The sequence below is a fragment of the Gardnerella sp. KA01000 genome, from assembly GCF_049244035.1.
Taxonomy (GTDB): Bacteria; Actinomycetota; Actinomycetes; order Actinomycetales; family Bifidobacteriaceae; genus Bifidobacterium; species Bifidobacterium leopoldii.
The window spans coordinates 222,804-248,841 of record NZ_CP058367.1; the positions used below are offsets into that span (position 1 = coordinate 222,804).

Sequence of the window (26,038 nt, forward strand, 5' to 3'; positions counted from 1 at the left end):
ATCAGGTACAAGCGCACTACATAAATGTGCTGTGCGTTTGTATTAAAACCGATTTTTTTTTGTTGCTTTTTATTTGTGGAATCTTATAGAATTATATTTATGCGCTGATGCATGCTAGTTTTGTTAGTTGTTAGATGTTTTATGGCTTGTGATTGATTTTTGGAATAACCCTGATTGCTTGCGATTCATGGGTTTTGTGTTAGAAATGTAGTTTTTGTTGTACAGCGCTAGGTTTTACGCACATTTTTTAGGAGTGATCTTATGGTAGAGGGGAATAAAAATCTAATTATCGCTGACTCTAAAAACGCGTCTGTTGGAATGATAATAGACGCTGAAACAATAAAAGAGAAAATCTACAACATTCGTAATCAAAAAGTCATGCTTGATTTTGAGCTTGCTGAAATATATGGGTATGAAACGAAAAATTTCAATAGACAGATTAAGAATAATATTGAAAAGTTTGAGGGCGAAGATTTTATGTTTCGGCTAACTGCTGACGAGTTCAAAAACTTGAGGTGCAAAAATTTCACCTCAAGTTGGGGTGGCTCTCGATATTTGCCTTATGCTTTTACGGAGCAGGGTATTTATATGCTCATGACTGTGTTAAGAGGTGATCTTGCTGTTAAACAGAGTAGGGCATTAGTTAGAACCTTTAAGCAAATGAAGGATTATATTGTTGAAAACAGGGATTTTATTGGCGCGAATGAGTTAGCGCAGTTGGCGATTCAAACGAATCAGAATACTAAAGATATAGCGGAAATAAAATCTCAAATGGCAACAAAGGAAGATTTTAATAAGGTAATGGATAATTTTATTAATCCAAATACGTATAAGCATTTTCTTCTTATGGACGGCAATAAAATAGAAGCGGATCTTGCGTATTGCAAAATATATAAATCAGCTAAGAAAAGCATTTACGTTGTTGATAATTATATTGGTCTTAAAACTTTGGAACTATTGCGGTTTGCTGGTGAAGAGGTGGGAATAGTAGTTTTTAGTGATAATGCTAGGAATAAGAATATGCTTACGGAAAGCATATTGAGTGATTTTGTAAGCGATTATCCTGGTGTTGATTTGAAGTTTAAGGCTGCTGGCAGAAAGTATCACGATAGGTATGTGGTTATAGATTATGGGACGGCAGATGAGGCTGTTTACGTTTGTGCGCGACGACCTACTTTTGCGCTTAAAGCGTAGCGCGCAAAGGTAATTCGGAGCGCTGAGCTTGCTCAAAGTTGAAAGCACGGTGTGCTTTCAATGCAAGCGAAGACGTGAGCGCGCTGTAACGCGCGAGCGACAGGATCTGCCTTTGCGCTTGTATCATGTGATGTTTGATGAGTTGTTAAAGAATCCTGAGTTAGAGTTTTAACATTTTATAATGTTCTAGTGTTTTGCGCTCAACTTGGAAGTAGACTTCCAACTTTCGTAAGTTTGCGCTCGACTTGGAAGTAGACTTCCAACTTTTGTAAGTTTGTACCCAACTTGGAAGTATGCTTCCAACTTTTGCTGTTGCGCAAAAGTAGCTGCGCAAAAATAGTTGCAGATTTCGTAATGCAGCGTGTCGCGAAGATGTGGCATAATAGGAAGGCTTGTGACTGGAGGAGGAATCCGCTAGCACAGCACAGCAATACAAGGTGCGGGAGGAAGCTGCAAAACGGCTTTATAGCAACGTTTCGTAAGTGTTTTACTTCTGTAAGAAGCGACTATAGGAGAGTTTGCAACAACCGTTTGAACCGCTTGTACAAGAAAGAAGAACCATATTATGGCTCCGAAAAAGAAAGTCTCCGCGCTTATTAAGCTCGAGATTCAGGCTGGTAAGGCAAATCCAGCTCCACCACTGGGCCCAGCATTAGGCTCCCACGGCGTGAACATCATGGACTTCTGCAAGGCGTATAACGACCAGACGAAGGACAAGATGGGTCAGATCGTCCCAGTAGAGATCACCGTTTACGAAGATCGTTCCTTCACCTTCATTTTGAAGACCCCACCAGCCGCTGCTTTGTTGCTTAAGGCTGCTGGAATCCAGAAGGGCACCGAGAATCCATTGACTCACAAGGTTGGTTCTGTGACCAAGGCTCAGGTGCGCGAAATCGCCGAAATTAAGATGCCTGACCTCTCCGCACGTGACGTCGAGGCCGGTATGAAGATCATCGCGGGTACTGCTCGCTCGATGGGTATTACCGTTACCGACTGAAAGGGAGTGTAGAAATGGCTAAGCGTTCTAAGAAGTATCGTGAAGCGGCTGAGAAGATCGACCGCAATAACCTGTACACCCCAGCTGAAGCTATCGCTTTGTTGCAGAGCATGCCAAAGCACGCTTTCGACGAGTCCGTTGAGGCTGTTATGCGCCTTAACGTGGATCCTCGCAAGGCTGATCAGTTGGTTCGTGGCGTTGTGAACTTGCCAAACGGCACCGGTAAAACCGCTAAGGTTTTGGTGTTCGCTCGTGGCCCAAAGGCTACTGAGGCTCAGGAAGCTGGCGCTGACATTGTTGGTGATGACGAGCTTATCGAAAAGGTTGCCGGTGGCTTCCTTGACTTCGATGCAGTCGTTGCAACCCCAGACATGATGGGTAAGGTTGGCCGCTTGGGTCGTGTTCTCGGTCCTCGTAGCTTGATGCCAAACCCAAAGACTGGCACCGTGACTATGGATGTAGCCAAGGCTGTTGCCGACATTAAGGGCGGTAAGATTGAGTTCCGCGTGGATCGCCAGGGCAACCTGTCCTTCCTCTTCGGCAAGCTCTCCTTCGATGCTAAGGCTCTTGAAGAGAACTTCAAGGCTGTCGCAGACGAAATCCGTCGCTTGAAGCCAAGCACCATCAAGGGTCGTTACATTACTAAGGTAACTGTGACCTCTACGATGGCTCCTGGTGTTCCAGTTGATATCGCCAGCATTGCTGCCTGATTTATTGCTTGCGTAGCTTATGCGAAAGCATGGCTGGTAAGTAGTAGATTAAGTTTAAAACTTATAAACGCTGAAAATGTGCTCTTTTGAGTCATGTTTTCAGCGTTTTTTGTTACTTGCGTTACTGCGTTTCTGCGTTAGTAACGAGTAATTGCGATTAGCGTTGCTGGTGCAGTACGCAAACTGTGTTAGTAATGAATAGGTGACTGGAGAGGTTGAGGGCGCGTGGTCGTGCGCGGCGTGTCGCGGGGGAATGGCGGTTTTGCAACGGTTTTGCGGCTGGTTGGGGGAGTATTCAAGAGTTTCCTGAGAGTTTTCTGGGAAAAATCTTTAAAAACCTTGAAATTGACATTTTTACGAAAAGTAATGTGTAATACTGTATTTTTTATACTTAAAAATAGTTTGACTGAAATATTTCCGTAAAAATATAAATGTTTTTTGTTAATGAGTTGTGCGTCTGCTCTTGACTTTTTCGAACGGGGGGGGGGTATGTTAATAACAGCTTCCAGCCGGATGCTCTGCGCTGGTAGTTATTCACAAAACTTAAGTTGTGAATATTAATTTTTTCTTCGCGCGTTTGGCGTGAAGGAGAAGAAGAAAGGAAAATATTATGTTAAATAAGAAGGCTATTGCCGCATTTGCTGCCGGCGCCACCCTCCTCTCCGGTTTCGCTTTTTCTGCTCCAGCAATGGCAGCAGGCTTGGATGACTGGATTAAGGTTCCAGGTATGAGCAGCCACACCACTGATCCAACTGGTCAGCAGTCTGATAATGGTGTTCCTGGTACTCCTGCAGCTGATCCAGAAAGCCATGATCCAATCAACTCTGATTTGCTTCAGCATAACTACAAGGGTCAGTTCGTAGAGGTTTTGAAGCGTGCGCAGACCAATGTTCACCTTTATGATGCTCTTCTCCAAAAGCTTGAAGCTACACAGGCTCACGGCTGGGATGACCTCATCAAGGGTATGGGTGACACCTGCGCTTACTTGAAGGATATTCGTCGTAAGCTTGAGAAGGCTGTTTTGCACTACGGTCATGTTGAAGCTACTGTTAAGGATCTCAAGGCTGAGCTTGCTGAGGATATGAAGGATGCCCTTGCTAAGGGTGATTACGTTGAGGCTCACGAAGTCCAGCAGCTTCAGGCTCAGGTAGAAGCTTTGCTCAAGGTTGCTGATAACAACCGTACTCGCGCTGCTGCCTTGTTGGATTCCGCACGCGATCACGCTAAGGATCAGAGCTGCGACACTGGTGCCAAGGATATCTTGAATGCTATGAAGAAGGAACCAAACTTCCCAGGTAAGAAGGCTCCAGCTAAGAAGGCTGCTGCTAAGGCTGAGGCTAAGACTGCTGCAGCTAAGACCCCAGCTGCCGCTGCTCCATTGGCTAAGACCGGCGCTGCTGTAGCTTTGGCTGCTGTTGCTGCTTCCGTGCTTGCCGGTATGGGTGCTGCTCTTCGCAAGATTCGTCACTAAATTTAGTGAATAATTTTTCACTCAACTTGTGGCATGAGACTGTTTAAGTTTTATGCCACAGGCGACTTGCAAATTTTATTGTGCGTTTTCACTGTTTTGCCAAATCTCTTTCTTCACAGTGCTGGCGTTGATAGTGTTTGTAAGCTAGCTGTTGAGTGTTGAGTCAGTGTTGCTTGTTAGGGAAGCAATGCTGATTAGTGTAAGAGGCTTGGGGAATTGTGCTACTAGGGGCATTCGTTTCCCAAGCCTTTTGCCGTATGTGTTAGTATTTTGGGTTTTGATTAAAGTTTTGGCCTATAACCCAAGTTTTGAAGGTTATTGCTCAAGATATTGAATTAATTCCCAAAATATTGAAGCTCATTTTGAATATTTACTGAATTTTGTTTATTGATTTTGCATTTGCGTGAACAAATGATGTTGCGCAATTTATGTGAGAAAAATTGAGGTTTATTATGTTGAATAAGAAAGCGATTGCTGCATTTGCTGCAGGTGCTACGCTGGTTTCTGGTTTGGTGTTTGCTGCGCCAGCCATGGCAAAGCCGCCTGTTAATGGTGGTTCTAATCCTCCTGCTGTGCAGGGCGATCAAGTTACTACGCTTGATAATGTTGTTTTCAGCTTCAAGGTAGATAACAAGGATCATAAGACTACTGCTATTACTCTTTACAAGAAGGGTGATAAGTACGGTGCTACTAAGGATGATATTACCCATACTGTTGCTCAGATTGGTGCTGGCTTGTTAGCTCAGGTGCAGAATAATCTTACTCCTGCTCAGGGTGATTCTGTAGTTGATACTGGTACTGTAGCGCCAATTACTTATCCTACAACTATTAATGCTGGTGAGAACGCTATTACAGTTACTCTTACATATAAGAGCGATGTAACTGATGATGTTGTTACGACTATGGCTGGTCTTGGTGATTTTAAGACTTTTGAAGCTACACTGAAGCAGCAGAAGAAGAAGATTAGTCCTGTCCAAAAAGCCTTATTTGACGCTCAAAGAGCGAAGGTTGAAGAAGCAATATCTAAAGATAAGGCTAAGAAGGATGCGCTTATTGCTGAGGCTGAGCGTTTTGGCTTGCCAAAGAGTGTTATTGATGCTTTGAAACATTATGCTGAGTCTAAGGAGTCTGCTGCTGTAGCAAAGCTTCTTGAGCAGGGTAAGAAGAATGCTAGGGAAGAGTTAGCTAAGAAGGCTGAGAAGGAAGGTTTCGCTTTCGTTGCTAAGCTGATTCGTAATTCCAAGAAATCTACTTTGACTGCATTGAAGGCTTTGCTTGCTGAGGCTGAGCGTGAAAAAAGAAATATTAACAATGGCGTAGCTCCTGCAGTTAATAATGTGCCTGAGTATAATGGTGCTGATTTGTTCAAGGGCTTGACTTATGACCAGGCTAAGGCTTTGTACGAGGAAATGAACGCTCATGCAGAAGCTGCTAAGAAGGCTGCTAAGGATGGCAAGCTTGATGCTGATACTGTAAAGCTTCTTGCTCAAGCTAAGGCTGCTTTCCAGAAGATTGTTAAGGCTGAGATTGAGAAGATTGCTCAGCAGGCTGAGAAGGAAGGTTTCACTTTCACTGCTAAGCTGATTCGTAAGGCTAAGACTGTTGAGGGTGCTCGCGCTTTGCTTGCTGAAGCTGAAAAGAGCAAGAAGCTTACTCCAAAGCCTATTAATCCTTTGACTCCTGTTCCAAGTCAGCCTAGCGGTAATGGCGCTGGTACTGGCAACGGCGCTGGAAATGTTGCTGGTAATACTAATGACAATAAGACAATGAAGAATGCAACGAAGAATGCTGCAAATGTTGCTGCTCCATTGGCTAAGACTGGTGCTGCTGTAGCTTTGGTTGCTGTTGTTGCTTCTGTGCTTGCTGGTGTGGGTGCTGCTCTTCGCAAGATTCGCCACTAAGCTTTTAATGCACAGAAGTGCATGATTGCTTAACTATTTGTGAGCGTGCTGTATGCGAATACGGCACGCTCACTTTTTAATATTGAGTTTAGTATTATGTCTGTTTGCTGATTATCCATAGTTTGTTCTGTATTGAGTTCTGAACATTCTCTTATACTGCTAATAGTTTGTTTATTACAACAAAACGCCTTTATTTAGTGTTTTTTCTTTAAAATACTTTCTATTTGTGAAAAATTGGTGTACCCTGTGTTATTGTAATTTAGATTGGTATATTCCGAGTTGGTGTATTCCGGGTTGGTTTATTCCAGTTTTAATATTGGTATCTGGCTTCTGCGTGTTAGCCCTAACTTTTGCGCGGGGATCAGATAAAAGAGATTGAAGGTCTAATATGTTAAAGAAGAAGACCATTGCAGCTTTCGCTGCAGCTGCTACTTTGCTTGCAGGTTGTGCTTTTGCTGCTCCAGCAATGGCTGATGATGAAATCGATACTCATGTTCTTGAGTACGGTACTCCAGATCCATTGAACGGTGAGAATTTGTATCCAGAGACTCATGAGGCTCCTGCTAATCCTAAGGGTTACAATGACCCTACCCAGGTTCCTGATATGAATCACTGCTACAAGAACGCTTTGGGCACTGTAGTTTGCGAGCCTGCTACAAAGACTTTGTACAACAGAGCTCTTACCAGCAATTTCCATGAGAATGATAAGAAGCCAGCCCCAGCTGCTCCAGCTCCAGCTGCTCCAGCTAAGGCTAAGCTTCCTAAGACCGGTGCCGCGGTAGCTGTGATTGCTGTCGTTGCTTCTGCTCTTGCCGGCATGGGTACTGCTCTTCGCAAGATTCGTCACTAAATTAGTGCCGTAAGTATAAATAATATATTATTATTGTTTGTGCTTGCTTTATTCTTGCATTTAGCGTGTGATGTAAAACCTTTGGTTTTGCGTCGCACGTTTTTTGTTTGTAAAGTTAGACTTAATGTGAATCGCGAATTCTACCAATTGTTATAGCTGTTTGCAGCACATAAGCGGCGCGCGGATCCGTAGCATCCCATCCTGTAGTTTGCGCAACTTTACGTAAACGGTAACGAACAGTATTTGGATGCACATTAAGTTCGTGTGCTGTTTGGTCAAGAGCTCCACCAAAGCGCAAGAACATGTCAATAGTTTCCAAAGTCGGATCGTCATGACTGTAAGGAGCCAAACTTTGATACACCTTGTTGTAAAGAGTATCAAAAGCTGTGGCATCGCCAATAAGTGCTCGCTCCGGAAGCAAATCATCCGTGTGAATGATTTGCGGCAAATGCTTTACTGCTGGAGCAACAGCAATCGCGGCAAGAGTAGCAGTAAGAGCGGAAGAAATCTGCTCAACGCCCTCAACCATGCTACTAACACAAATCGTCTTATGAGAATTCTCAAAAACTTTGCACAGCTTCTCTAAAGCCTGATCGCTAGGATTTTCGCGTACAGCAAGCAGAATAATATGAGAAGGTGCTGCAAAAGTAGAAGAATTTTTCGTAGATGCTGATATCAGTGCTTGCGTTTTTTGCCAAGCTCCCGTAATGCGCTGCAAAGCACTACTTTGTGTGCGCTCAACTATTGCATCATATGCATTGCAACTGCTAAGCTGTGGCCAAATATTTCGGCGCAAAGTGTCAGTGTTATCAGGTGGAATATCTGGTGCTGGCTTGCGATTTGGTCCGTCATCTGGCTTAATTGCAGTGCCGAAAGTTCCTGCAATAACAATAACTTTTGGCGAATCTGACCATTGAAGTAAATGCATGAAAGCGTCAATACGAGCATCTGCAATACCATTCATTAAGCACGTGGCAATAATCGAGTGTAATTGCAAGCGCATCGCCGCGTCAAAAACTTGGCCATCACGACCGTCGAAAATTCTAAGCGGTTCCGAGCTAGTTGATTTTTGCGCGCTGGGCAATGGAGTAAAACTCGGTGAATTATTACCTTTAGTATTTTCAGAAGATTGACTTGAATGACTCGAACGACTTTGATTTGATGAAAGACGATGCCACAAGTGGTGCTTGTGCTTTTCTTCGTTTTCTTGCTCTGCTTTAGAAGAGCTCTCTTGATCATTTGATACAGCGTTTACTTGCGTTTTGTTTAACTGTTGATTTTCAAGAGAATTGGCAATATTAGAATCCTCCGCGTGCTTTTCTGCTGCCTGTACGTTTGCTAGTATCGAAAGAAAATCGCTACTAAGTAGGCTGTTTCCTGCAAGTTTATCTTCATAATTTTCTTCGGACATGATAGAAGAAGCAGCGCTGCTATCTTGCGCAAACTGAGGTGTATTCTTCTCGTCCATCTTATGCCTTTGATCCTAACATTCTCTACTATTATAGCGCGATTGAGTAAAAGTATCTCGCCAAAAAGTAAGTGCTACAAAGCAGAAAACAAAAGCTAACGGTAGCATGTGTCGCTCAAAATTATTAGCTGGAGCAAGAATCATAACTCCAACCAGCAAGGCAAGTGGAATATGCCATAACAATGTGCGCCAACGGCGAAGAATAATTTCTGCAACTCCAATAAGTAGTGTAAAAATAACGAAAGTATTTCCGTGAATTGGCCAACTTAAAACAGGAATATCACTAAACGTGCTAATGTCTTCTGCAAATTTAGTTCGCCACTTAGGATTCCAATATTTAATCCAATCAGATTTGTGTATGCTGTCAGTGTCTATGTAGTATTCTGGCCCAACATACGGGCGGTCAAAAATATCAAAGTATCCGTAAGTCTTTGCAAGAAAAGCGTCAGTTGCCACAAATGGACTATGCGTAATCATTTGCCACCAAGCGAAATCTAATTTACGGATATTATCTTTAGTAACGTATCGCCAACGATAACTCACTTTTTTAGATTGCAATCCGGAAGATTTCACAGGGTCTGCGTCATAAGGTTTGTATGCTTCTGCAGTTTGATCCAGATTAAAAATTGGTGCAATAATGCGCTTTGCACTACGCGGTATGCTATGCGGATCGAGCTTAGCTATACGTGCAATTTGTTGTAACTGAATGCCGCGACTCTCAATAGGATCGCCGCTAATAATAGCACCGCTCGAAATAAGCATAATTAACGAGCCGTGAATCACAACGATTGGAAGCAAAATTCCGCAAACCCACAAACGCCAGCGTTTGCGCTCAAAAATAATTAAAAGCATGAATTGAACAACCAGAATATACCAAGCGTATTTTGCAGCAATAAGCATTACACACACTGAAACAATTAATTCCAAAACAGTGTGAAGTCTAGGCTTTTGCGCATTTAGCTTTGTGCTAGGTGTATTTTTAGTGTCGTTCGCATGATAGCAATTAGTTAACTCGTAATTTATACCAAACCACCAAACAAAAGCGAACGCAAAAAGCGGAGATTTTGTAAGCGCAATAGTTGAGCACAACACAAGCGGATTAAGTAAAAACATAAGCAGAATAACGAATCTTGCAAAAGTTGTTGTGCTGCAATTTGTTGAGCTAGATTCTGCATCAAGCCAAGGTTTGTTTAAGAAGCGGTGTGCTGTTGCAGAAACGCACCATGCTGCAAATGCAAATTGTGCAAAGGCAAGAAGTGCAATTCCAGCGTCGTTTGAGTCGGTAAAGTATCTGGAGACTGCTGTTGTTGCGCCATAAATAACAGTTAGAACAATGTTGTGCTGATCTGTTAAATAAGTTGGATGAGTTGGCCACAAGTAGTGCGCAGTTGGGTAAATATCCATTGGGACAAAGCTAAAGAAGCCGATATAAGGCTGGTCTAAGCCTGTAATTTTATTCCAAGTCCAACTGTACTCACGAATTTGCGAGCATATATCTGCACCGTATGCGGCAAGTAACGTAGCTGGAACCCAAATCCAGCCCACGAAAAAAGTAAGAAGTAGGTTTCTTCTGTTGCGAGTGGAGTGGTTAATGAACCATTTAGTGCAATTAAAAAATAGTTTTGCAGATTTTAAAAGAAAATGCGAAATATTGCGGAAAATAGCGTGTTTAATAGTAAATTTTTGTAATTTTGACTGTTTTTTATTTTCACTATTTTTTCTTAACGCAATTGACTTTATTAATTTCATAAAACGTTGATATTTAGGCAAAAACTTTTTATTTTTACCGTAGTAAATAAGTGCAGTCAGTATTAATGCGTATATTATGAAGGCAGCAACGAAAATAAAAGCATTAACCAACGAAAAATCAGCGATTGATCCTAAATGAACTTTAATATCTTGACTGCGGAAAATTGGCCCCAGGCTAGTGCAAAAAGCAAGTATAAAGCATAACAAAGCAGCAAGAGTGTAATCTAAAAAACGTGCTACAACAGCACGCAATTTGCGCGGTTTCTTGTACTGCTTTTTGCGACGTATGCGCTCCATGTGTTAACACCTGCTTAATTGATGCCTAGCTATTTTGGTTGCTATTGCGCGCAAAACATGCAATTACGCGCGCAAAAATATAATCTGATGTAAATTATACATATGACTATTTTTTCTTCGCAAAGTGTGGCATTGATGCCGCAGACATCAGAAGTAGCAGATTTGGTAAAATATTTCGCAATTACAGATTCTACGCAAAATATTGCGCGAGAAATGATACAAAAAGGCGAAATAATCGCGCGAGATGACGGAAAGCCAGCAATAGTTGCGATTGTGGCAGACGAGCAAACAGCAGGAAGAGGACGATTAGGGCGCGCGTGGGTAAGCCGACCGGGAGAAAGCTTTTTAGTTTCATTCGTAACTTTGCTGCCTAAGTCAATTGTTATGGACGCGAGTCACAACGGGTGGCTGCCTATTATTGCAGGGCTTGCAGCTCGTGACGCACTTCTAGAAACGTTTAAAGAGTGCGGAAGTTCGCCGATACACGGTGATGCTTGCGCGATAAAACTTAAATGGCCTAACGACGTGTTTTTGCACGATTGTAAAGAAGGCGGAATCTTAACAGAAATTGTAGCCGATCCAAGCAAAGACAATGTTGTTGGAGTAATTTTTGGAATCGGATTGAATTTGTGCGTGCCGCAAGAAGTGCTGCCAATTAAGATGGCAACTTCGTTGCAAATGCATATGACTGATTTGCCGGAATCTAAAGAATTGCGTGATACGATTGCTGCAAAAATAGTTACTGGATTGCGTTCTAGACTTGGCGATTTTATGCGTGATTATCCAAGTAACGTTGCAGATTTGCTTCAAGAAGTAAATGGTGTGTGTTGGACTCTTGGACGCGAAGTTAACGTGCATCCAGTTGACGGAAGCGTAGTGACAGGAACTGCTGTGCGGCTTGGAGAAGATGCGTCGCTTACAATTCGTGAGGCATCTGGCGAGGAAATTGTGGTAAAAAGCGGCGATGTGCACGCAGTTGCGTATGAAGCGCGACGACCTGCTTGAGTGCTGCGATTTAGCGCGCGAAAGCAATTCGGAGCGCCGAGCTTGCTCAGACGGAAAGTCCAGTGGACTTTCCGTGCAAGTTCAACAGCGAGCGCTTAAAGCGCAAGCGTCAGCTGTTTGCTAGTTATCTCAGTTAAAGAGCAAGTGCGCGGCAATCTTATACAAAACGGCATTCCTTTTACAGTCGTGTAAAGGAAATGCCGTTTTTCTGCAATATAACGTTTCCGTTACGCGCGCTTTTTGTTAAGTGCGTTGTACAAGCCGGAGCAAGCCGCGCTCGCAACAAAAGCCTTAATCAAATCGCCAATCATGAAGATAATCAAGGTTGCGGCGGCAGTTGAAAGTGGCATGCCAGTTAGGTAGCTTTGACCGAAAATGCCGAATGCGTAAATCACGATCGTGCCGATTATAGAAGCTACAGAGTAAGTGCAGAAGCGTGCGAAAGTCTTCTTGAAGGAGTTTTCTGGCATCATTGCGTCAAGAGCTACGTCGAATACGCGCTTCAAAGCTGCAGTTGCAGCAACGCCAAATATGAAACCGGCTAAGAATCCTGCAGTAGGGCCAACAAAAACAGCCCAGCCGCCCTTAAAGCCAGCAAACACAGGCAAACCTGCTGCGCCAACAGCAAGGTACATAACTACAGAAGCTACGCCTTCGCGCCAGCTCAAAGTTAAACCAATAATGCACAAAACAAGAGTTTGCAACGTAATAGGCACAGGAGTAATAGGAAGATAAATTGCGCCTGCCATGGTAGAAAGAGCCAAAAGCACAGTGAGAAGCGCTGGCTTTGCAAGCCATGCTGCAGCTACTTTCAACTTATTTGCAACGTTTGAATTTGCTGCTGCTGTTGCTGCATTATTTTGATTTATGTTAGTCATGAAAACCTTCTTTTGGTTATTTCCGGTTTGCCGTTTGCGGCTAATAGGTTGTCAATTAAACGGTTTTTCCGGTTGTTTTCCGTTTCGCTAATCACATTACGTGCCTAAAAAATCATGTGCATTGGAGAAGTGTACAAAATTTTGCTCTAGCTTTTGTGTATGTCGACTCATCCGTAAACGCAACTTTTCTAATATCTTGTAACGTATGGTTACGAATATCAAAAAAATTCTCATCGCAAACCGCGGTGAAATTGCCTTGCGAGTTATTCGCACGGCTCACGAAATGGGCATTTCTACCGTTGCTATTTACGCACCTACTGATCGCAATGCGCAGTTTGTAGAAATGGCAGACGAAGCATACGCACTTTCCGGAGACACGTATCGCGATACTTATTTAAACGAAGACGCGATTCTTGACATTATTAAAAGAAGCGGCACGGATGCCGTGCACCCGGGTTACGGATTCCTTTCGGAAGTTGCGTCTTTTGCGAAAAAAGTTAACGATGCTGGGGTTATTTGGATTGGTCCTCGCCCAGAAGCGCTTATTGACTTGGGTGATAAGATTACGGCTCGTCGCGTGGCAGTTCGCGCGAAAGTGCCGCCAGTTCCAGGCATTTCGGAGCCGGTAAAAGATATTCGAGAACTTTTAACTTTTGCGCAAACGCACGGATATCCTGTGATGATGAAGCGCACGGATGGCGGTGGCGGACGCGGCATTACAGTCGTTCGTAACGATGACGAGTTGCGAGGCTTTTACATGAATCACGACGCTCTTCAGGGCGGCGACTTAGATGAATATTTTATTGAGCGTTTTATCGACAAGGCTCGCCACGTTGAAACGCAGTGCGGCCGCGACGCTCACGGAAATTTCACCGTATATTCCACGCGCGATTGCTCGGTGCAGCGCCGAAACCAAAAGCTGGTTGAGGAAGCTCCTGCACCGTTCTTGACTGACGATGAAAAAGATCAGCTTTACCGATATTCTCGTAACCTATTTGAAGCTGTTGACTACGTTGGTCTTGGCACGTGCGAATATATGGTGACTTCTCAGCATAAAGTCTACTTCTTGGAAGTTAATCCGCGATTGCAAGTTGAGCACACGGTTAGTGAGGAAGTTAGTGGACTTGATTTAGTGCGAGAACAGCTCAATATTGCTGACGGCGGCGAGTTGATTAAGGATCCAGAACCTCGCGGACACAGCTTCGAGCTTCGCATTACTTCGGAAGATCCTGCTACGAATTTGACTCCAAGTTCCGGCACTTTGACGAAAATAAAGTGGCCTTCCGGTCCTGGTATTCGCGTCGATTTTGGTGTTGAAGTTGGCGATAATATTTCGCCAAAATTCGATTCGATGATGGGCAAGCTTATTATTACTGCGCAAAGTCGCGAAACTGCTGTCGCTCGCGTGCGTCGCGCTTTGAAGGAACTTTGTATTGAGGGCGTGCCAACTCCAGCAAAACTTTTTGAGCAGATTTTTAACGACCCTGAGTTTACTGCGGAAAATCACAGTTTTGACGTGTCTACTAAGTGGATGGAACGCAAGTATTTGAACCGAGTTCCTGCAGCTTCCTTGGGCGGTCAGCCGGCTTCGCTTGTTTCTGGAAAGTCTGCGGATGAATCCGAAAATAAGCAGCCTGCAATGGAATCCTTCATTATTGAGGTTGATAATAAGCGCGTAAAGCTTACGATTCCGCAAGATATTGTTGATAATTTGACTGGCTCGGCGCGAGTTCGTAGCGTTTCTAGAGCTTCGCAGCCTTTGCGCGGACGTTCGCTTCGCGGAAGTACTCACAAATCTGAAGAACAAAAGCAGATTCCTGGCGTAATCGCAGCGCCTATGCAAGCTGTTATTACGCGCGTGAATGTGGCTGAAGGACAGCAGGTTGCTAAGGGTGATTTGCTTGTGGTGCTTGAGTCTATGAAGATGGAAAATTACGTTTACGCGCCGGCTGCTGGTACTGTTACTGGAATTTTTGTGGGGCCTGGTGACGGCGTGGAATCGGGCGCAAAGCTTGTGACGATTGATCTTGCTGGAGACAAAAGCGCAGATAAAGGCGCAGAAAAATCTTCCGAAAAAAGCGATGAAAAGCCGGAAGGAGAGCAGAAATGAGCGCTTTAGTAAAAGAAAAGTCTGAAATCTCTGAAACTTCAGCGAAAACAGTTAATAGCTTTCCTGTTAATAGTTCTGCTGACGATACAAACTTGCAGCCTCGTCGCGGAAAAGCTGCAGTTCAGCACGCAGCACAACTTGCTCGTGACGCAGAACAAAAAGCTTTAGAACGTCAGCACGCAAAAGGAAAGTCAACTGCAAGAGAGCGTCTTGACTTGCTTTTTGACACTGGATCGTTCGTGGAAATCGGACGTTTTAACGGTGGTGACATTAATAACGACGTTGCAGGATGCGCTGTAATCACCGGATTTGGCGAAGTTTATGGCAGAAAAGTTGCAGTTTATGCGCAAGACTTTTCCGTGCGCGGCGGAACTTTAGGCAAAGCTGAAGGCGAGAAAATCTGCCATCTTTTAGATATGGCTGTTGAACTTCGCGTGCCAGTTGTTGCCGTAATTGATTCCGGCGGCGCTCGCATTCAAGAAGGCGTGAGCGCGCTTATGCAATACGGGCGTATCTTCAAAAAAACTTGCGAAGCGAGCGGCTTAATTCCGCAAATCTCAATTATTCTGGGTCCTTGCGCTGGCGGTGCAGTTTATTGTCCTGCGTTAACAGATTTGATTATTATGACTCGCGAGCACTCAAACATGTTTGTAACCGGTCCGGATGTTGTTAAAGCTGCAACCGGCGAGGCTATTAGCATGGACGATTTGGGCGGCGGTCTTGTGCATAACGCAACTTCCGGTGTCGCTCACTATTTGGGAGAGGATGAAGCTGACGCAATTGACTACGCGCGCACAGTTTTGGCTTATTTGCCATCTAGCTGTGAGGTAGAGCCTCCAACTTTTGCCTACGCTGCAACGCGCGCGGATCGCGAAACTGCGCGCGAGTTGGCGAATATTGTGCCAGATAACGACCGTCAGCCTTACGATGTGCTCGACGTGATTCGCAGAATAGTTGACTACGGTGAGTTCGTGCAAGTGCAGGAATTGTATGCTGCTTCTGCAGTGGTTGGTTTTGCTTGTATTGAGGGTCATCCTGTTGGAATCGTAGCAAATCAGCCGAAGGTGAACGCTGGTATTTTGGATGTAAATTCTTCCGAAAAAGTCGCGCGATTTGTGCGATTGTGTGATGCGTTTAATTTGCCTGTGGTGACTCTAGTAGATACTCCTGGTTATAAGCCTGGTTCAGATCAAGAGCACGCAGGAATTATTCGCCGAGGTGCGAAAGTGATTTATGCGTACGCGAACGCGCAAGTTCCACTGGTTACGGTGATTTTGCGCAAAGCTTTCGGTGGAGCTTATATCGTTATGGGTTCCAAGTCGATGGGTGCGGACGTAAATTACGCGTGGCCAACCAGCCAGATTGCGGTTTTGGGTGCGCAAGGTGCTGTGAATATTATTCATCGTAAAGATTTGCAAAAAGCTAAAGAGCGTGGACAAGATGTTGCAGCTCTTAGAAAGCAGCTGGTTGACGAGTATGAGGCGACTACTGTTAACGCAAATCTTTCGTTGGAAACTGGGCAGATTGACGCAATGATTGACCCGGAGCAGACTCGCGATATGATTGCTGGCTCATTGAAACTTTTGCGCAGTAAAAAGCGGGTTTCCAGAACTGGAAAGCATCACGGAAATCAGCCAATGTAAGCAGATTTATAAAAATTATAGGAATTATCAAACTTATAACTAAAAACTATAGAACTACAGAATTTATAAACCTTACAAAACTTACAGAATTTATAAAACTTATCCAAATCAACGAGAAGGAAACATCATGACAACATACTTTTTTGACCAACTCGCTAATAATCCGCACGCACTCGTGTTTGCAGGTCAGTCAACTCCGTGGGTTGAAGCTTTGCGCGAGCTTAGTTCAGACGAAGAATTAAACGCAGAACTTCACGAGTACGAAGCAGGCGCAAAAGCTTTGCTATCGCCAATTTATTCTGAGCTTTTAGCAAATGCAGGCGGCGACATAAACGTGTTTGACGCGCTAGAAAATAAGCATATGAACGCTGCAAACGCGCTTCTTAGTGTGCCTGGAATTACGCTTGCACAGTTCGGTGCAGTGCGCGACTTAACAAATCTTGGATACAACTTTGAAGTAAACAAGCCGTGCGCAGTTTTGGGTCATTCTCAAGGCGTAATCGCAGCAGAAATGGTAAAAGCTCGCATAAAAGCAAAGTCTTGGCAGAAGGCTCGTGCTCAAATCGAAGAGTTACTCGCAATTGCCTACTTAATTGGAGCTGCAGGAGATCGTGAATCTCGAATGCTTGAAATTACTGGTGACGGCGAGCATACGCCAATGCTGTCACTTAAAGGAGTTACTAAAAAGCAGGCAGAAGCGTTAATTTCCCGCGTAGAGCGCACGCGCGGTGAAGTGTCAATTGCTGTTAAAAACGCTTACAATCACGTGGTTATTGCAGGATACCCGGAAGATATGGAAGCTGTTGCAAACGAAGCGCAAAAAGAAACAAAGCGTTCGAAAAAATTGCGCGAAATGAAAGTTCGCGGTGGAGCTGTATTTGCGCCAGTTGCTGAATATTTGGATGTTACAGTTCCATTCCATTCGCCAATGCTTCAATCTGCAGTTGAGCAGGTAGTAGAGTGGGCAAATGAGGCTGGTTTGAACACTACAGTTGCTCGCGAATTGGCTGATGCAGTGCTTGTAACTCCTGTTGATTGGGCTACGCAAATTGGCGAAGTTTTGGAGCAAAACGACGCGCGCTCGCTTTGGATTTTAGACATGGGTCCTAGCGAAGTTCTCGGAAAGCTTACTGGAGTACTTGTGCAAGGAACCGGCGCTGGAATAGTAGAGGCTGCTACCTTGCGCTCGCGTGCAGAGCTTTCGACAGCTGACTCTGCTTCTGAGCCAGAGCGTACGGGCTGCTGGGCTGATTTTGCGCCTCGAGTAATCAACACGCCTGCAGGACGCAAAGTACTTACCAAATTTAGCAAGCTTACAGGCAAAGCTCCTGTGCTTCTTGCAGGAATGACACCAACGACAGTAGAGCCGGAAATCGTTGCTGCAGCAGCAAATGCAGGCTACTGGGCTGAGCTTGCTGGCGGCGGTCAAGTAACTGCAGAAGTTTTCGATCGTCATATGAAGTCGCTTGAAAATCAGCTTCGTGAAGGCGCAACTATTGAATTTAACGCCATGTTTATGGATCGCTACCTGTGGAATTTGCAATTTGGTTCGAAGCGAATCGTGCCAAAAAAGAGGCAGTCGGGAGCTCCTATTGATGGTGTAGTTATTTCTGCAGGCATTCCAGAACTTGACGAAGCCAAGGAATTAGTAGCATCCTTGCAAGCTGATGGATTCCCTTACGTAACATTTAAGCCTGGAACAGTTGATCAAATTCGTCAAGTTGTGCGAATTGCTAAGGCTGTTGCTCCAGCAACGATTATTGTGCAGGTTGAGGGCGGTGCTGCAGGCGGTCACCATTCGTGGGAATCTCTTGATGATTTGCTTATGACAACTTACGCGCAAGTGCGTGAGTGCGAAAATTTGGTGCTTGTTGCAGGTGGTGGTATTGGTACTCCTGAGCGTGCTGCAGACTACATTTCTGGTGAATGGGCGAGTGAATACGGTTTGCCAAATATGCCAGTTGATGCTGTAATGATTGGCACAGCTGCAATGACAGCAAAAGAAGCGCATACAAGCCCTGAAGTAAAGCGTATGCTTGTGGAAACTCCGGGTATTGCGATGCCAAAATCTTCTAGCATTGAAGGTTTTGATGAGGATCCGTTCGCGCCAATGGGTGAGCGTTGGGTGCCTTCTGGCAAAGTGATTGGCGGTGTGACGAGTGGTTTAAGCCATTTGCACGCAGATATTTACGAGTTAGAAAACGCTTCTGCTCGCTGCGGTAGATTGCTCGTTCATATGATGAAACATCCTGAAGAGCTTGAATCACGTCGCGATGAAGTAATCGAAGTGCTTAACTCTACTGCAAAGCCATATTTTGGTGACGTAGAAAGCATGACTTACTTGCAATTTGCTCAACGTTTCCTAGATTTGGCATACCCTTGGGTGGATCCGACTTACGCAGATCGCTACATGCATTTGTTACAGCGTATTGAAGCGCGTTTAATTAATCAAGATTCAGGCGAATTTACTTCTATTCTGCCTTCTATTGAAGAAGTTTCTAAGCACCCTCAAGCTGCTTTATATACGCTGATTGATGCGTTGCCTCAAGCTCGCGAGATGAACGTTGTGCCGATGGATGCCGCTTGGTTCCCAACTTTGGTGCGCGAATACCCTAAGCCAATGCCATTCGTGCCAGTTATTGACAACGATTTGTTGCGTTGGTGGGGTCAAGATCAGCTTTGGCAGTCGGAAGATTCGCGTTACTCGGCAGATGCTGTGCGTGTAATTCCGGGACCGATTTCCGTGGCTGGAATTACGACTATGGATGAGCCGATTGCCGATATTCTGGGACGTTTTGAAGCAGCTGTGCTCAATCGTGCAGAATCTGGATCTGAAACTGGAGTAGAAGCAGAAAATAAGGAAAATGCGGCGAGCAAGTCTTCAAAATCTGCTTTTAGTCAGATTGCTGATGCTAAAAACGTTGAAGCTTACGTGCGTGCATGCCCGAATATTTCTTGGGTTGGTCATGTAACTGCAAACCCTGCTTACGGAACGTCTTTAGGAGACGAAAATTACGTAATTACAGTAACTTCTAGTAATAATGACGTAATTTCGCTTGATTTAGATATTAAGCTAGATACATTCTGGGATAATCAAGAAAATCAGGAAGCAAAACACTCCACAAAAAACGCTGCAAACTCACCAAAACGCAAGCATGCAGTACGAGATATTGTAATTCCGCTAACTGTTGACGCAAGTCAAGCTGGAAGCATACCAGTAGTTGACCGCGAGCGCTTGCCAAAGCACGTGTACGAAATGCTTGCAGCAACCGCAGGTATTGGAAATACAGCGATTACTGGCGATGTGCTTGACGCTATGCCTAAGGTTGAAACAGTAAAAGAAGATGGCAGTTTGGCAAAATTGCCGGAAGATTTGATGGCAGAAGGTTATAGAGATTTCCCGTTTGGATTGGTTCATTCTTCCTATACTTTCTCAAGAAATCTTGGAATTGATCACGAGTCTGCTACTGCTGGAAGACTTCCAGATGGATTGCTTGCTTCTCGCATTGTGCCAGACGCGTTAGTAGGTCCTGCTTGGCCGACTATTTACTCGGCTTTGGGTTCCGTAATGGTTGATGGATACCCGATTATTGAGGGTCTGCTTAACGCTGTTCACTTAGATCATTTAGTAGAGCTTGACGTCGATGCTGAAGATTTTAAAAAGTATGTCGACAAGCGAATTAATTTGCTCGGCTGGGCTGAGCCGTATGCAGAATCTGCTTCCGGACGCGTGGTAACTATTCACGTAGTGCATACTGCTGCAGATGGAACTCGTTTGGCTCATGAAACTGAGCGTTTTGCTATTCGTGGACGAAGCTTCAGCAACGCGCTTCCTGCTCCAGCTGCGCAATATGGCGAAGCTGCAGGATTGCACGGATATGAAATTGAAGACACTCCTCGCAGAGCTTTGCGCAGAGTAGTCGTTCGCGCTCCTCACGATATGACCGCTTTCGCGCGTACTTCTGGAGATTTCAACCCAATTCACACTTCTAAGCGAGGTGCTGCAATTTCCGGTCTTTCTGCTCCTTTGGTACACGGTATGTGGCTTTCTGCAACAGCTCAGCATGTGGCTCAAGCGGTTGATGAAAAAGGTGCTCGCTACGAGCTCATTGGCTGGTCCTACAACATGTACGGCATGGTTCAGCTTGATGACGAAGTAGAAATCACAGTTGAACGCGTTGGAAAAGTTCGTCGCGGCGGACTTGCTTTGGAAGTTACATGCAGAGTTGATGGGCAAATCGTGTCTAAAGCAAGCGCACTTACTCGCGCTCCACGTGCAGCATTCGTATACCCAGGTCAGGGTATCCAAAAGCAAGGAATGTCGCTGGATGAGCGCGCAAAGTCACCTGCAGTGCGCGATACTTGGGAGCGAGCAGACAAGCTTACTCGCGAAAAGCTTGGATTCTCAATCCTCGCAGTCGTGCGCGATAATCCAAAGGAGCTTACTGCTCACGGCGTAACTTATCACCATCCTGAAGGATTGCTTAATTTAACGCAATTTACGCAAGTTGCGCTCGCAACAGTTGCCTTTGCGCAAACCGCGCGTTTGCGTGAAGCAGGATGCGATATTTGGCCTGCTTACTTTGCTGGTCACTCGCTTGGAGAATACAATGCTTTGAGCTCCTTTGCGCAAATTATTCCACTCGAAACTGTGCTTGAATTGGTGTTCCACCGCGGATCTACAATGCATCACTTGATTGAGCGCGATGCACAAGGTCGCTCGAACTACCGCATGGGTGCGCTTCGACCAAACCAGTTTGGAGTATCAGACGAAGGCGTAAACGCTTACGTTGATGGCATTTCCAAGGCTACTGGCGAATTCTTGCAAATTGTAAACTACAACTTGGCAGGTCAGCAGTACGCAATTGCTGGAACTATTAAAGGCTTGAAGGCATTGGCGGCAGACGCTTCTAAGCGCGCTAAGGAGTATGGCGGCAAGCCTCCATTTATGTTTGTTCCAGGAATTGACGTGCCGTTCCACTCTCGAATTCTTCGAAAGGGTGTGCCGGAATTCCGTGACAAGCTCGATTCGCTGCTGCCGAAGCATATTGATTACTCTGTGCTTGTAGATCGTTACATTCCAAACCTCGTGGCTTGCCCGTTTGAGCTTACGCGAGAATTTGCGCAAAAGATCTTGGATGTTGTGCCATCTGAGCGCATTGAAGCAGCTTTGGAAGATGAAACTACGTGGAAATCTTATGCAGAGGATGAGCAGAAGCTCGGTAGATTGCTTCTTACGGAGCTTCTTTCATGGCAGTTCGCTTCTCCAGTTCGTTGGATTGAAACGCAGGCTCTTATGTTTGCCGATCGCGCTCGTGGTGGTCTTGGCGTTGAAGAGTACGTTGAAGTTGGTTTAGGAAACGCGCCAACTTTGGCAAATCTTGGTGCTAAAACTCTTGCTTTGCCGGAGTTTAGTGGCGAAAAAGTGACTGTTTACAACGTTGGTCGTGATGAAGGCCGCGTTTATATGACTGACACTGATTCGCTTGTGCCTGAAGTGTTTACTGAGGAAGATAGTCAAGAAGCAAGTAGCATTGCTGATGCGACTGCTGCTCCTGCTGCTCCTGCAGCAAATGTTGTCTCTGCTGCTCCTGCGGCTTCTGCTCCTGCAGCTAATGCAGCAGCAAGCGGACCTGTAGCAGACTTGCCATTCAAAGCATCCGACGCAATCTCAATGCTTATTGCGTATAGTGCAAAAATCCGTCTTGACCAAATCGGCGACACTGATACAACGGATACTCTTACAAACGGCGTATCTTCGCGCAGAAACCAGCTTCTTATGGATATTAGTTCCGAGCTTGGCGTGGCAAGCGTGGATGGTGCTGCAGAAGCTCCAATGAGTGCGCTTAAAAAGTTAGTTGATTCGGTTGCTCCGCGCTATAAGGCTTTTGGTGCTGTGCTTTCCGATATTGTGCGCGAACGTTTGCGTGCGCTTTTCGGTGCAGCCGGTGTGAAACCCGCGCAAATTGACAAGCGAATCTCTGAAGTTTGGCAGCTTGGCGAAGGCTGGCGTGCGCACGTTCTTGCGGCTTTGGTTTTGCAAACGCGTGAAGGTGCTAGCGTGCGCGGTGAAAATCTTGCGCAACTTTCAACTGATCCTGCAAAGAATACTGCTGCAGCTGACGCTTTAATCGACGCAGCAATTGCGCAAGTTGCTCAAGCTCACGGCGTTAGCGTTTCTCAGCCTGGTGCTGCTGGCGGCGCAGGCGGTGCTGTTGTTGATTCTGCAGCTCTTGACGCTTTCGCTCAGCAGGTTGTTGGCGCAGATGGCGTACTTGCTGCAACTGCTAAGTTTGTGCTAGCAAAGCTTGGTGTTGAGACTCCTAAAGCAGAAACTGAAAGTGACGAAAATGCTGCTGTTGTAGCTGCTGTTGAAGCTGAGCTTGGTGCGGATTGGCCAAAGCAAGTTGCTCCTCGATTTGATGAGCGTAAAGCAATTCTTTTCGACGACCGCTGGGCCTCTGCTCGTGAAGACGTTGCTCGCTTGTACTACAAGTATGCTGGAAAGAATGTTGATATTCAGGTAAATGAAGTTTCTGAAATCTTAAATGATTTTGGTAGTTTCCTTGGTGCAGGGGAAGCAGTAGCTTCGGAAGCTGAGTGGTTTGCAAGTCTTTCTAAATCTCGCGAATTAAACAATCTTGCAACAATATTTAATGATATTGCTCACGATTCTCGCACTAAACTTGCGCAAAACAACGCTGATACTGCTCAAGCGACTCGTTTTGCAGGAGAAGTTGCAGTAGTTACAGGTGTTGCTCCTAATTCGATTGCTGCTCGCGTAGTAACGGGCTTGCTTAAGGGTGGAGCTACGGTTATCGCAACTTCGCACAGTTTCAAGCCGAGCGTTAAGTCTTGGGCGAAGAAAGCGTATCGCGAAAACGCTCAAATGGGCGCAAAGTTGTGGCTTGTTCCAGCAAACTTGTCTAGCTACCGCGATGTTGACGCGCTTGTAAAGTGGGTTGGCACAGTTTCGAAGAAAGTTAGCGGCGCAACTACTACTATTTTGAAGCCTGCTTACGAGCCGAGCATGTTCTTCCCGTTTGCAGCGCCTCCAGTTCACGGCACTTTGGCTGATTCTGGTTCGCTTTTTGAATCGCAATCGCGCTTAATGCTGTGGGGAGTGGAGCGTGCAATCGCCGGATTTGCGCAAATTGGAGCAGATACGGATGTGCAACATCGTATGCACGTTGTGTTACCTGGCTCTCCAAACCGCGGTATGTTTGGCGGCGATGGTGCTTATGGCGAAGTCAAGAGTGCTTTCGATGCGATTGTGAACCGTGCGCATGCAGAAAGTGTGTGGTCGGATCGCGTGACTTTTGCGCATCCTAAGATTGGATGGGTGCGTGGAACCGGCTTGATGGGTGGAAATGATCCGCTTGTGGCTGTAGTTGAACGTCATGGCTTAACTACCTACTCAACGCAAGAAATGGCAGATCGTTTGCTTGATTTGTGCACGAAGGAAGCGCGCGAACAGGCTGCAATTGCGCCTTTGGATGTTGATTTTACGGGTGGATTAGGCAAGGAGCCTCTTGATTTGAATGCTCTTCGTGCAGAAGCGCTGGAAGATCAGAAGCGTGCTGAAGCTGCGGAAGAAGCGGCGGAAGCTGTAGAAGAAGCTGCAGAATCTTCTGCTAAATCAACTGCTAAATCAACCAACAAAGCACTTCCAACTCCTTACGTGCCAACTCAGCCGCGAGTCAACTTGGCTGATTGGAAGAACGTAACAGCGCGTCCAGAAGACGAAATTGTGATCGTCTCAGTCGGCGAGCTTGGACCGTGGGGTTCCGGACGTACTCGTTTCGAAGCAGAACTTGGAATTCACGAAGATGGATCCGTGGAGCTTTCTGCAGGAGCAGTACTGGAATTGGCTTGGAATATGGGCTTGCTTACTTGGCAGGATTCACCAAAGCCAGGCTGGTACGATGCGGACGGCACGCTTGTTCCAGAAGAAGATATTGCAGAGAAATATCGCGATGAAGTAGTTGCGCGCTCCGGTATTCGACCATTCGAAACCGGCATGGGTGGCGACTACAAGGATGGAGCGAACGAAGAAGAAGCAGAAATCTTCCTCGATCACGACGTGAGCTTCAGCGTTCCAACAGAAACAATTGCGCGCGAATATGTGGCACTTGACGAATCGCACACTGAAATTGCTCGCGATGCAGAATCTGGCGAATGGACTGTTACGCGCAAGGCAGGTTCTATGATTCGCGTACCGCGTAGGGCTGCAATGACCAGAACCGTCGGTGGACAATTCCCTAAGGGCTTCGATCCGCTGAAGTGGGGAATTCCTGCTTCAATGGTTGGAAGTGTTGACACGATTGCGCTGTGGAATATTGTCACAACTGTAGACGCTTATATTTCTGCTGGTTTCACACCTTCGGAGATTTTGCAATCTGTGCATCCGTCAATGGTTGCTTCCACGCAAGGAACCGGTTTCGGCGGCATGAGCTCAATGCGAAAACTGTACTTGGATCGCTTCCTTAACCACGAAATTCCTACGGATGTACTGCAAGAGGCGCTTCCAAACGTTGTTGCAGCTCACGTAATGCAAACCTATATCGGCGGCTACGGAAACATGGTTCAGCCGGTGTCTGCATGCGCAACTGCAGCGGTTTCGCTCGAAGAAGGCGTCGACAAGATTGCTCTCGGCAAAGCTGACTTCGTAGTAACTGGCGCAATTGACGATATCGGCGTGGAATCCGTAGTTGGCTTCGGCAATATGAACGCAACTGCCAATAGCGAAGAAATGTATGCGAAGGGCATCGATCCACGATTCTTCTCTCGCGCAAACGATCGCAGACGCGGCGGCTTCCTTGAAGCTCAAGGTGGCGGTACGATTTTGGTTACGCGTGGCGATATTGCTTTGAAGCTTGGCTTGCCTGTTGCTGGTGTGGTTGGTTTCATTCACTCCTACGCTGACGGCATTCACACTTCTATTCCTGCTCCGGGCTTGGGTGCTTTGGCTGCGGGCATGGGTGGAGCTAAGTCTAAGCTCGTGCGTGATTTGGCAGCTCTCGGCGTTACTCCGGACGATATTGCTGTGGTTTCTAAGCACGATACGTCTACGAATGCAAACGATCCGAACGAATCCGAGCTGCACAATACTCTTGCGCACGCAATCGGACGTACGGACGGAAATCCGCTGTTCGTAATCAGCCAAAAGACGCTGACCGGGCACGCAAAGGGTGGCGCGTGCATCTTCCAAATCAACGGTTTGACGCAACTGTTTAGAAGTGGCGTAATTCCTGGAAACGCATCACTTGACTGCGTGGATCCTAAGCTTGCGCGCGACGACCACATGGTTTGGTTGCGTGAGCCGATGCGGATTGGCGATGGTGCAGGTTCTTGTGCAGTGAAGGCTGCTCTCGCAACTTCGCTCGGCTTCGGTCATGTTAGCGGATTTGTGGCATTAGTTCACCCTGGTGCTTTTGAGGCTGCTGTGGCTGCTAGCGCAGGTGTTGATGCGCTTAAGAATTGGCGTACCAAGGCAAATGCGCGTTTGGCTGCAGGTCAGAGGCGATTTGAGGAAGGCATGATGGGCCGATCTGCTTTATTCGAGCCTGTTGAGAATCGTCACTTGCTGAAGGATGGCACGCGCCTTCCGGATGGCACTCGCTACGACGGTCACGAAGCAGAAAAGGCGATGTTGCTTAATCCTGAAGCTCGCCTTAACGCTAATGGATACTACTGCTGAGCCTAAGTAGTTGCAAATGTAAAGAAAAGGTCGGATTTTAGCTTAAATACGACCTAAATTTTACA

14 protein-coding genes are annotated in these 26,038 nt (G+C 45.8%); 10 read left to right on the forward strand and 4 right to left on the reverse strand.

Going from position 1 to position 26,038, the window contains the following annotated elements; translation table 11 throughout:
* Positions 1–261: 261 nt before the first annotated feature.
* On the forward strand, positions 262–1,194 hold the full coding sequence (locus tag HXT58_RS00870) for an ORF6N domain-containing protein (RefSeq protein ID WP_421775635.1): 933 nt from the start codon (positions 262–264) through the stop codon (positions 1,192–1,194).
* 186 nt (positions 1,195–1,380) lie between these two features.
* Here the strand turns inward: HXT58_RS00870 and HXT58_RS00875 are convergent, their stop codons facing one another.
* Positions 1,381–1,575, reverse strand: a complete 195-nt coding sequence (locus HXT58_RS00875) for a hypothetical protein (protein WP_410294780.1) — start codon at positions 1,573–1,575, stop codon at positions 1,381–1,383.
* 184 nt (positions 1,576–1,759) lie between these two features.
* On the opposite strand from HXT58_RS00875, the gene rplK reads away from it, so the two are divergent.
* From rplK to HXT58_RS00900, 5 genes are all read left to right on the forward strand, one after another.
* On the forward strand, positions 1,760–2,191 hold the full coding sequence (rplK, locus tag HXT58_RS00880; protein ID WP_004118588.1) for a 50S ribosomal protein L11: 432 nt from the start codon (positions 1,760–1,762) through the stop codon (positions 2,189–2,191).
* Positions 2,192–2,205: 14 nt separating this feature from the next.
* Positions 2,206–2,901 (forward strand): 50S ribosomal protein L1, encoded by a 696-nt coding sequence (gene rplA / locus HXT58_RS00885; protein WP_004106273.1) that lies wholly within the window; start codon positions 2,206–2,208, stop codon positions 2,899–2,901.
* A 610-nt stretch (positions 2,902–3,511) separates the two neighbouring features.
* Positions 3,512–4,372: a hypothetical protein gene (locus HXT58_RS00890; RefSeq protein WP_004118590.1), complete on the forward strand. Its 861-nt coding sequence runs from the start codon at positions 3,512–3,514 to the stop codon at positions 4,370–4,372.
* A 452-nt stretch (positions 4,373–4,824) separates the two neighbouring features.
* On the forward strand, positions 4,825–6,273 hold the full coding sequence (locus HXT58_RS00895) for a hypothetical protein (RefSeq protein ID WP_415706283.1): 1,449 nt from the start codon (positions 4,825–4,827) through the stop codon (positions 6,271–6,273).
* A 388-nt stretch (positions 6,274–6,661) separates the two neighbouring features.
* On the forward strand, positions 6,662–7,123 hold the full coding sequence (locus HXT58_RS00900) for a hypothetical protein (protein ID WP_004118594.1): 462 nt from the start codon (positions 6,662–6,664) through the stop codon (positions 7,121–7,123).
* Positions 7,124–7,244: 121 nt separating this feature from the next.
* On the opposite strand, the gene HXT58_RS00905 is transcribed toward HXT58_RS00900, so the two are convergent.
* Positions 7,245–8,591 carry a PucR family transcriptional regulator gene (locus HXT58_RS00905; RefSeq protein ID WP_415706285.1) on the reverse strand — a complete coding sequence of 449 codons (1,347 nt, stop codon included), beginning with the start codon at positions 8,589–8,591 and terminating at the stop codon, positions 7,245–7,247.
* 15 nt (positions 8,592–8,606) lie between these two features.
* Positions 8,607–10,637, reverse strand: coding sequence for a DUF6020 family protein (locus HXT58_RS00910; RefSeq protein ID WP_415706287.1), 2,031 nt, complete (start codon positions 10,635–10,637; stop codon positions 8,607–8,609).
* 102 nt (positions 10,638–10,739) lie between these two features.
* Between HXT58_RS00910 and HXT58_RS00915 the strand changes: the two genes are divergently transcribed.
* Positions 10,740–11,642 carry a biotin--[acetyl-CoA-carboxylase] ligase gene (locus tag HXT58_RS00915; protein WP_004106289.1) on the forward strand — a complete coding sequence of 301 codons (903 nt, stop codon included), beginning with the start codon at positions 10,740–10,742 and terminating at the stop codon, positions 11,640–11,642.
* Between the two features lie 227 nt (positions 11,643–11,869).
* On the opposite strand, the gene HXT58_RS00920 is transcribed toward HXT58_RS00915, so the two are convergent.
* Positions 11,870–12,520, reverse strand: coding sequence for a biotin transporter BioY (locus tag HXT58_RS00920; RefSeq protein WP_004106293.1), 651 nt, complete (start codon positions 12,518–12,520; stop codon positions 11,870–11,872).
* A 205-nt stretch (positions 12,521–12,725) separates the two neighbouring features.
* On the opposite strand from HXT58_RS00920, the gene HXT58_RS00925 reads away from it, so the two are divergent.
* From HXT58_RS00925 to HXT58_RS00935, 3 genes are all read left to right on the forward strand, one after another.
* Positions 12,726–14,630 carry a biotin carboxylase N-terminal domain-containing protein gene (locus HXT58_RS00925; RefSeq protein WP_004106295.1) on the forward strand — a complete coding sequence of 635 codons (1,905 nt, stop codon included), beginning with the start codon at positions 12,726–12,728 and terminating at the stop codon, positions 14,628–14,630.
* Complete coding sequence (locus tag HXT58_RS00930; protein ID WP_421775636.1) at positions 14,627–16,273, forward strand: acyl-CoA carboxylase subunit beta; 1,647 nt, start codon at positions 14,627–14,629, stop codon at positions 16,271–16,273. Before HXT58_RS00925 ends, HXT58_RS00930 begins: the two co-directional genes overlap by 4 nt.
* 127 nt (positions 16,274–16,400) lie before the next feature.
* On the forward strand, positions 16,401–25,973 hold the full coding sequence (locus HXT58_RS00935) for a fatty acid synthase subunit beta domain-containing protein (protein WP_421775637.1): 9,573 nt from the start codon (positions 16,401–16,403) through the stop codon (positions 25,971–25,973).
* Positions 25,974–26,038 lie beyond the last annotated feature (65 nt).

What these genes read in the sequence shown, in the direction of transcription:
- HXT58_RS00870 (WP_421775635.1), top strand. Translation starts at nt 262, where the DNA reads ATGGTAGAGGGGAATAAAAATCTAATTATCGCTGACTCTAAAAACGCG.
- HXT58_RS00875 (WP_410294780.1), bottom strand. Translation starts at nt 1,575, where the DNA reads ATGCCACATCTTCGCGACACGCTGCATTACGAAATCTGCAACTATTTT.
- rplK (WP_004118588.1), top strand. Translation starts at nt 1,760, where the DNA reads ATGGCTCCGAAAAAGAAAGTCTCCGCGCTTATTAAGCTCGAGATTCAG.
- rplA (WP_004106273.1), top strand. Translation starts at nt 2,206, where the DNA reads ATGGCTAAGCGTTCTAAGAAGTATCGTGAAGCGGCTGAGAAGATCGAC.
- HXT58_RS00890 (WP_004118590.1), top strand. Translation starts at nt 3,512, where the DNA reads ATGTTAAATAAGAAGGCTATTGCCGCATTTGCTGCCGGCGCCACCCTC.
- HXT58_RS00895 (WP_415706283.1), top strand. Translation starts at nt 4,825, where the DNA reads ATGTTGAATAAGAAAGCGATTGCTGCATTTGCTGCAGGTGCTACGCTG.
- HXT58_RS00900 (WP_004118594.1), top strand. Translation starts at nt 6,662, where the DNA reads ATGTTAAAGAAGAAGACCATTGCAGCTTTCGCTGCAGCTGCTACTTTG.
- HXT58_RS00905 (WP_415706285.1), bottom strand. Translation starts at nt 8,591, where the DNA reads ATGGACGAGAAGAATACACCTCAGTTTGCGCAAGATAGCAGCGCTGCT.
- HXT58_RS00910 (WP_415706287.1), bottom strand. Translation starts at nt 10,637, where the DNA reads ATGGAGCGCATACGTCGCAAAAAGCAGTACAAGAAACCGCGCAAATTG.
- HXT58_RS00915 (WP_004106289.1), top strand. Translation starts at nt 10,740, where the DNA reads ATGACTATTTTTTCTTCGCAAAGTGTGGCATTGATGCCGCAGACATCA.
- HXT58_RS00920 (WP_004106293.1), bottom strand. Translation starts at nt 12,520, where the DNA reads ATGACTAACATAAATCAAAATAATGCAGCAACAGCAGCAGCAAATTCA.
- HXT58_RS00925 (WP_004106295.1), top strand. Translation starts at nt 12,726, where the DNA reads ATGGTTACGAATATCAAAAAAATTCTCATCGCAAACCGCGGTGAAATT.
- HXT58_RS00930 (WP_421775636.1), top strand. Translation starts at nt 14,627, where the DNA reads ATGAGCGCTTTAGTAAAAGAAAAGTCTGAAATCTCTGAAACTTCAGCG.
- HXT58_RS00935 (WP_421775637.1), top strand. Translation starts at nt 16,401, where the DNA reads ATGACAACATACTTTTTTGACCAACTCGCTAATAATCCGCACGCACTC.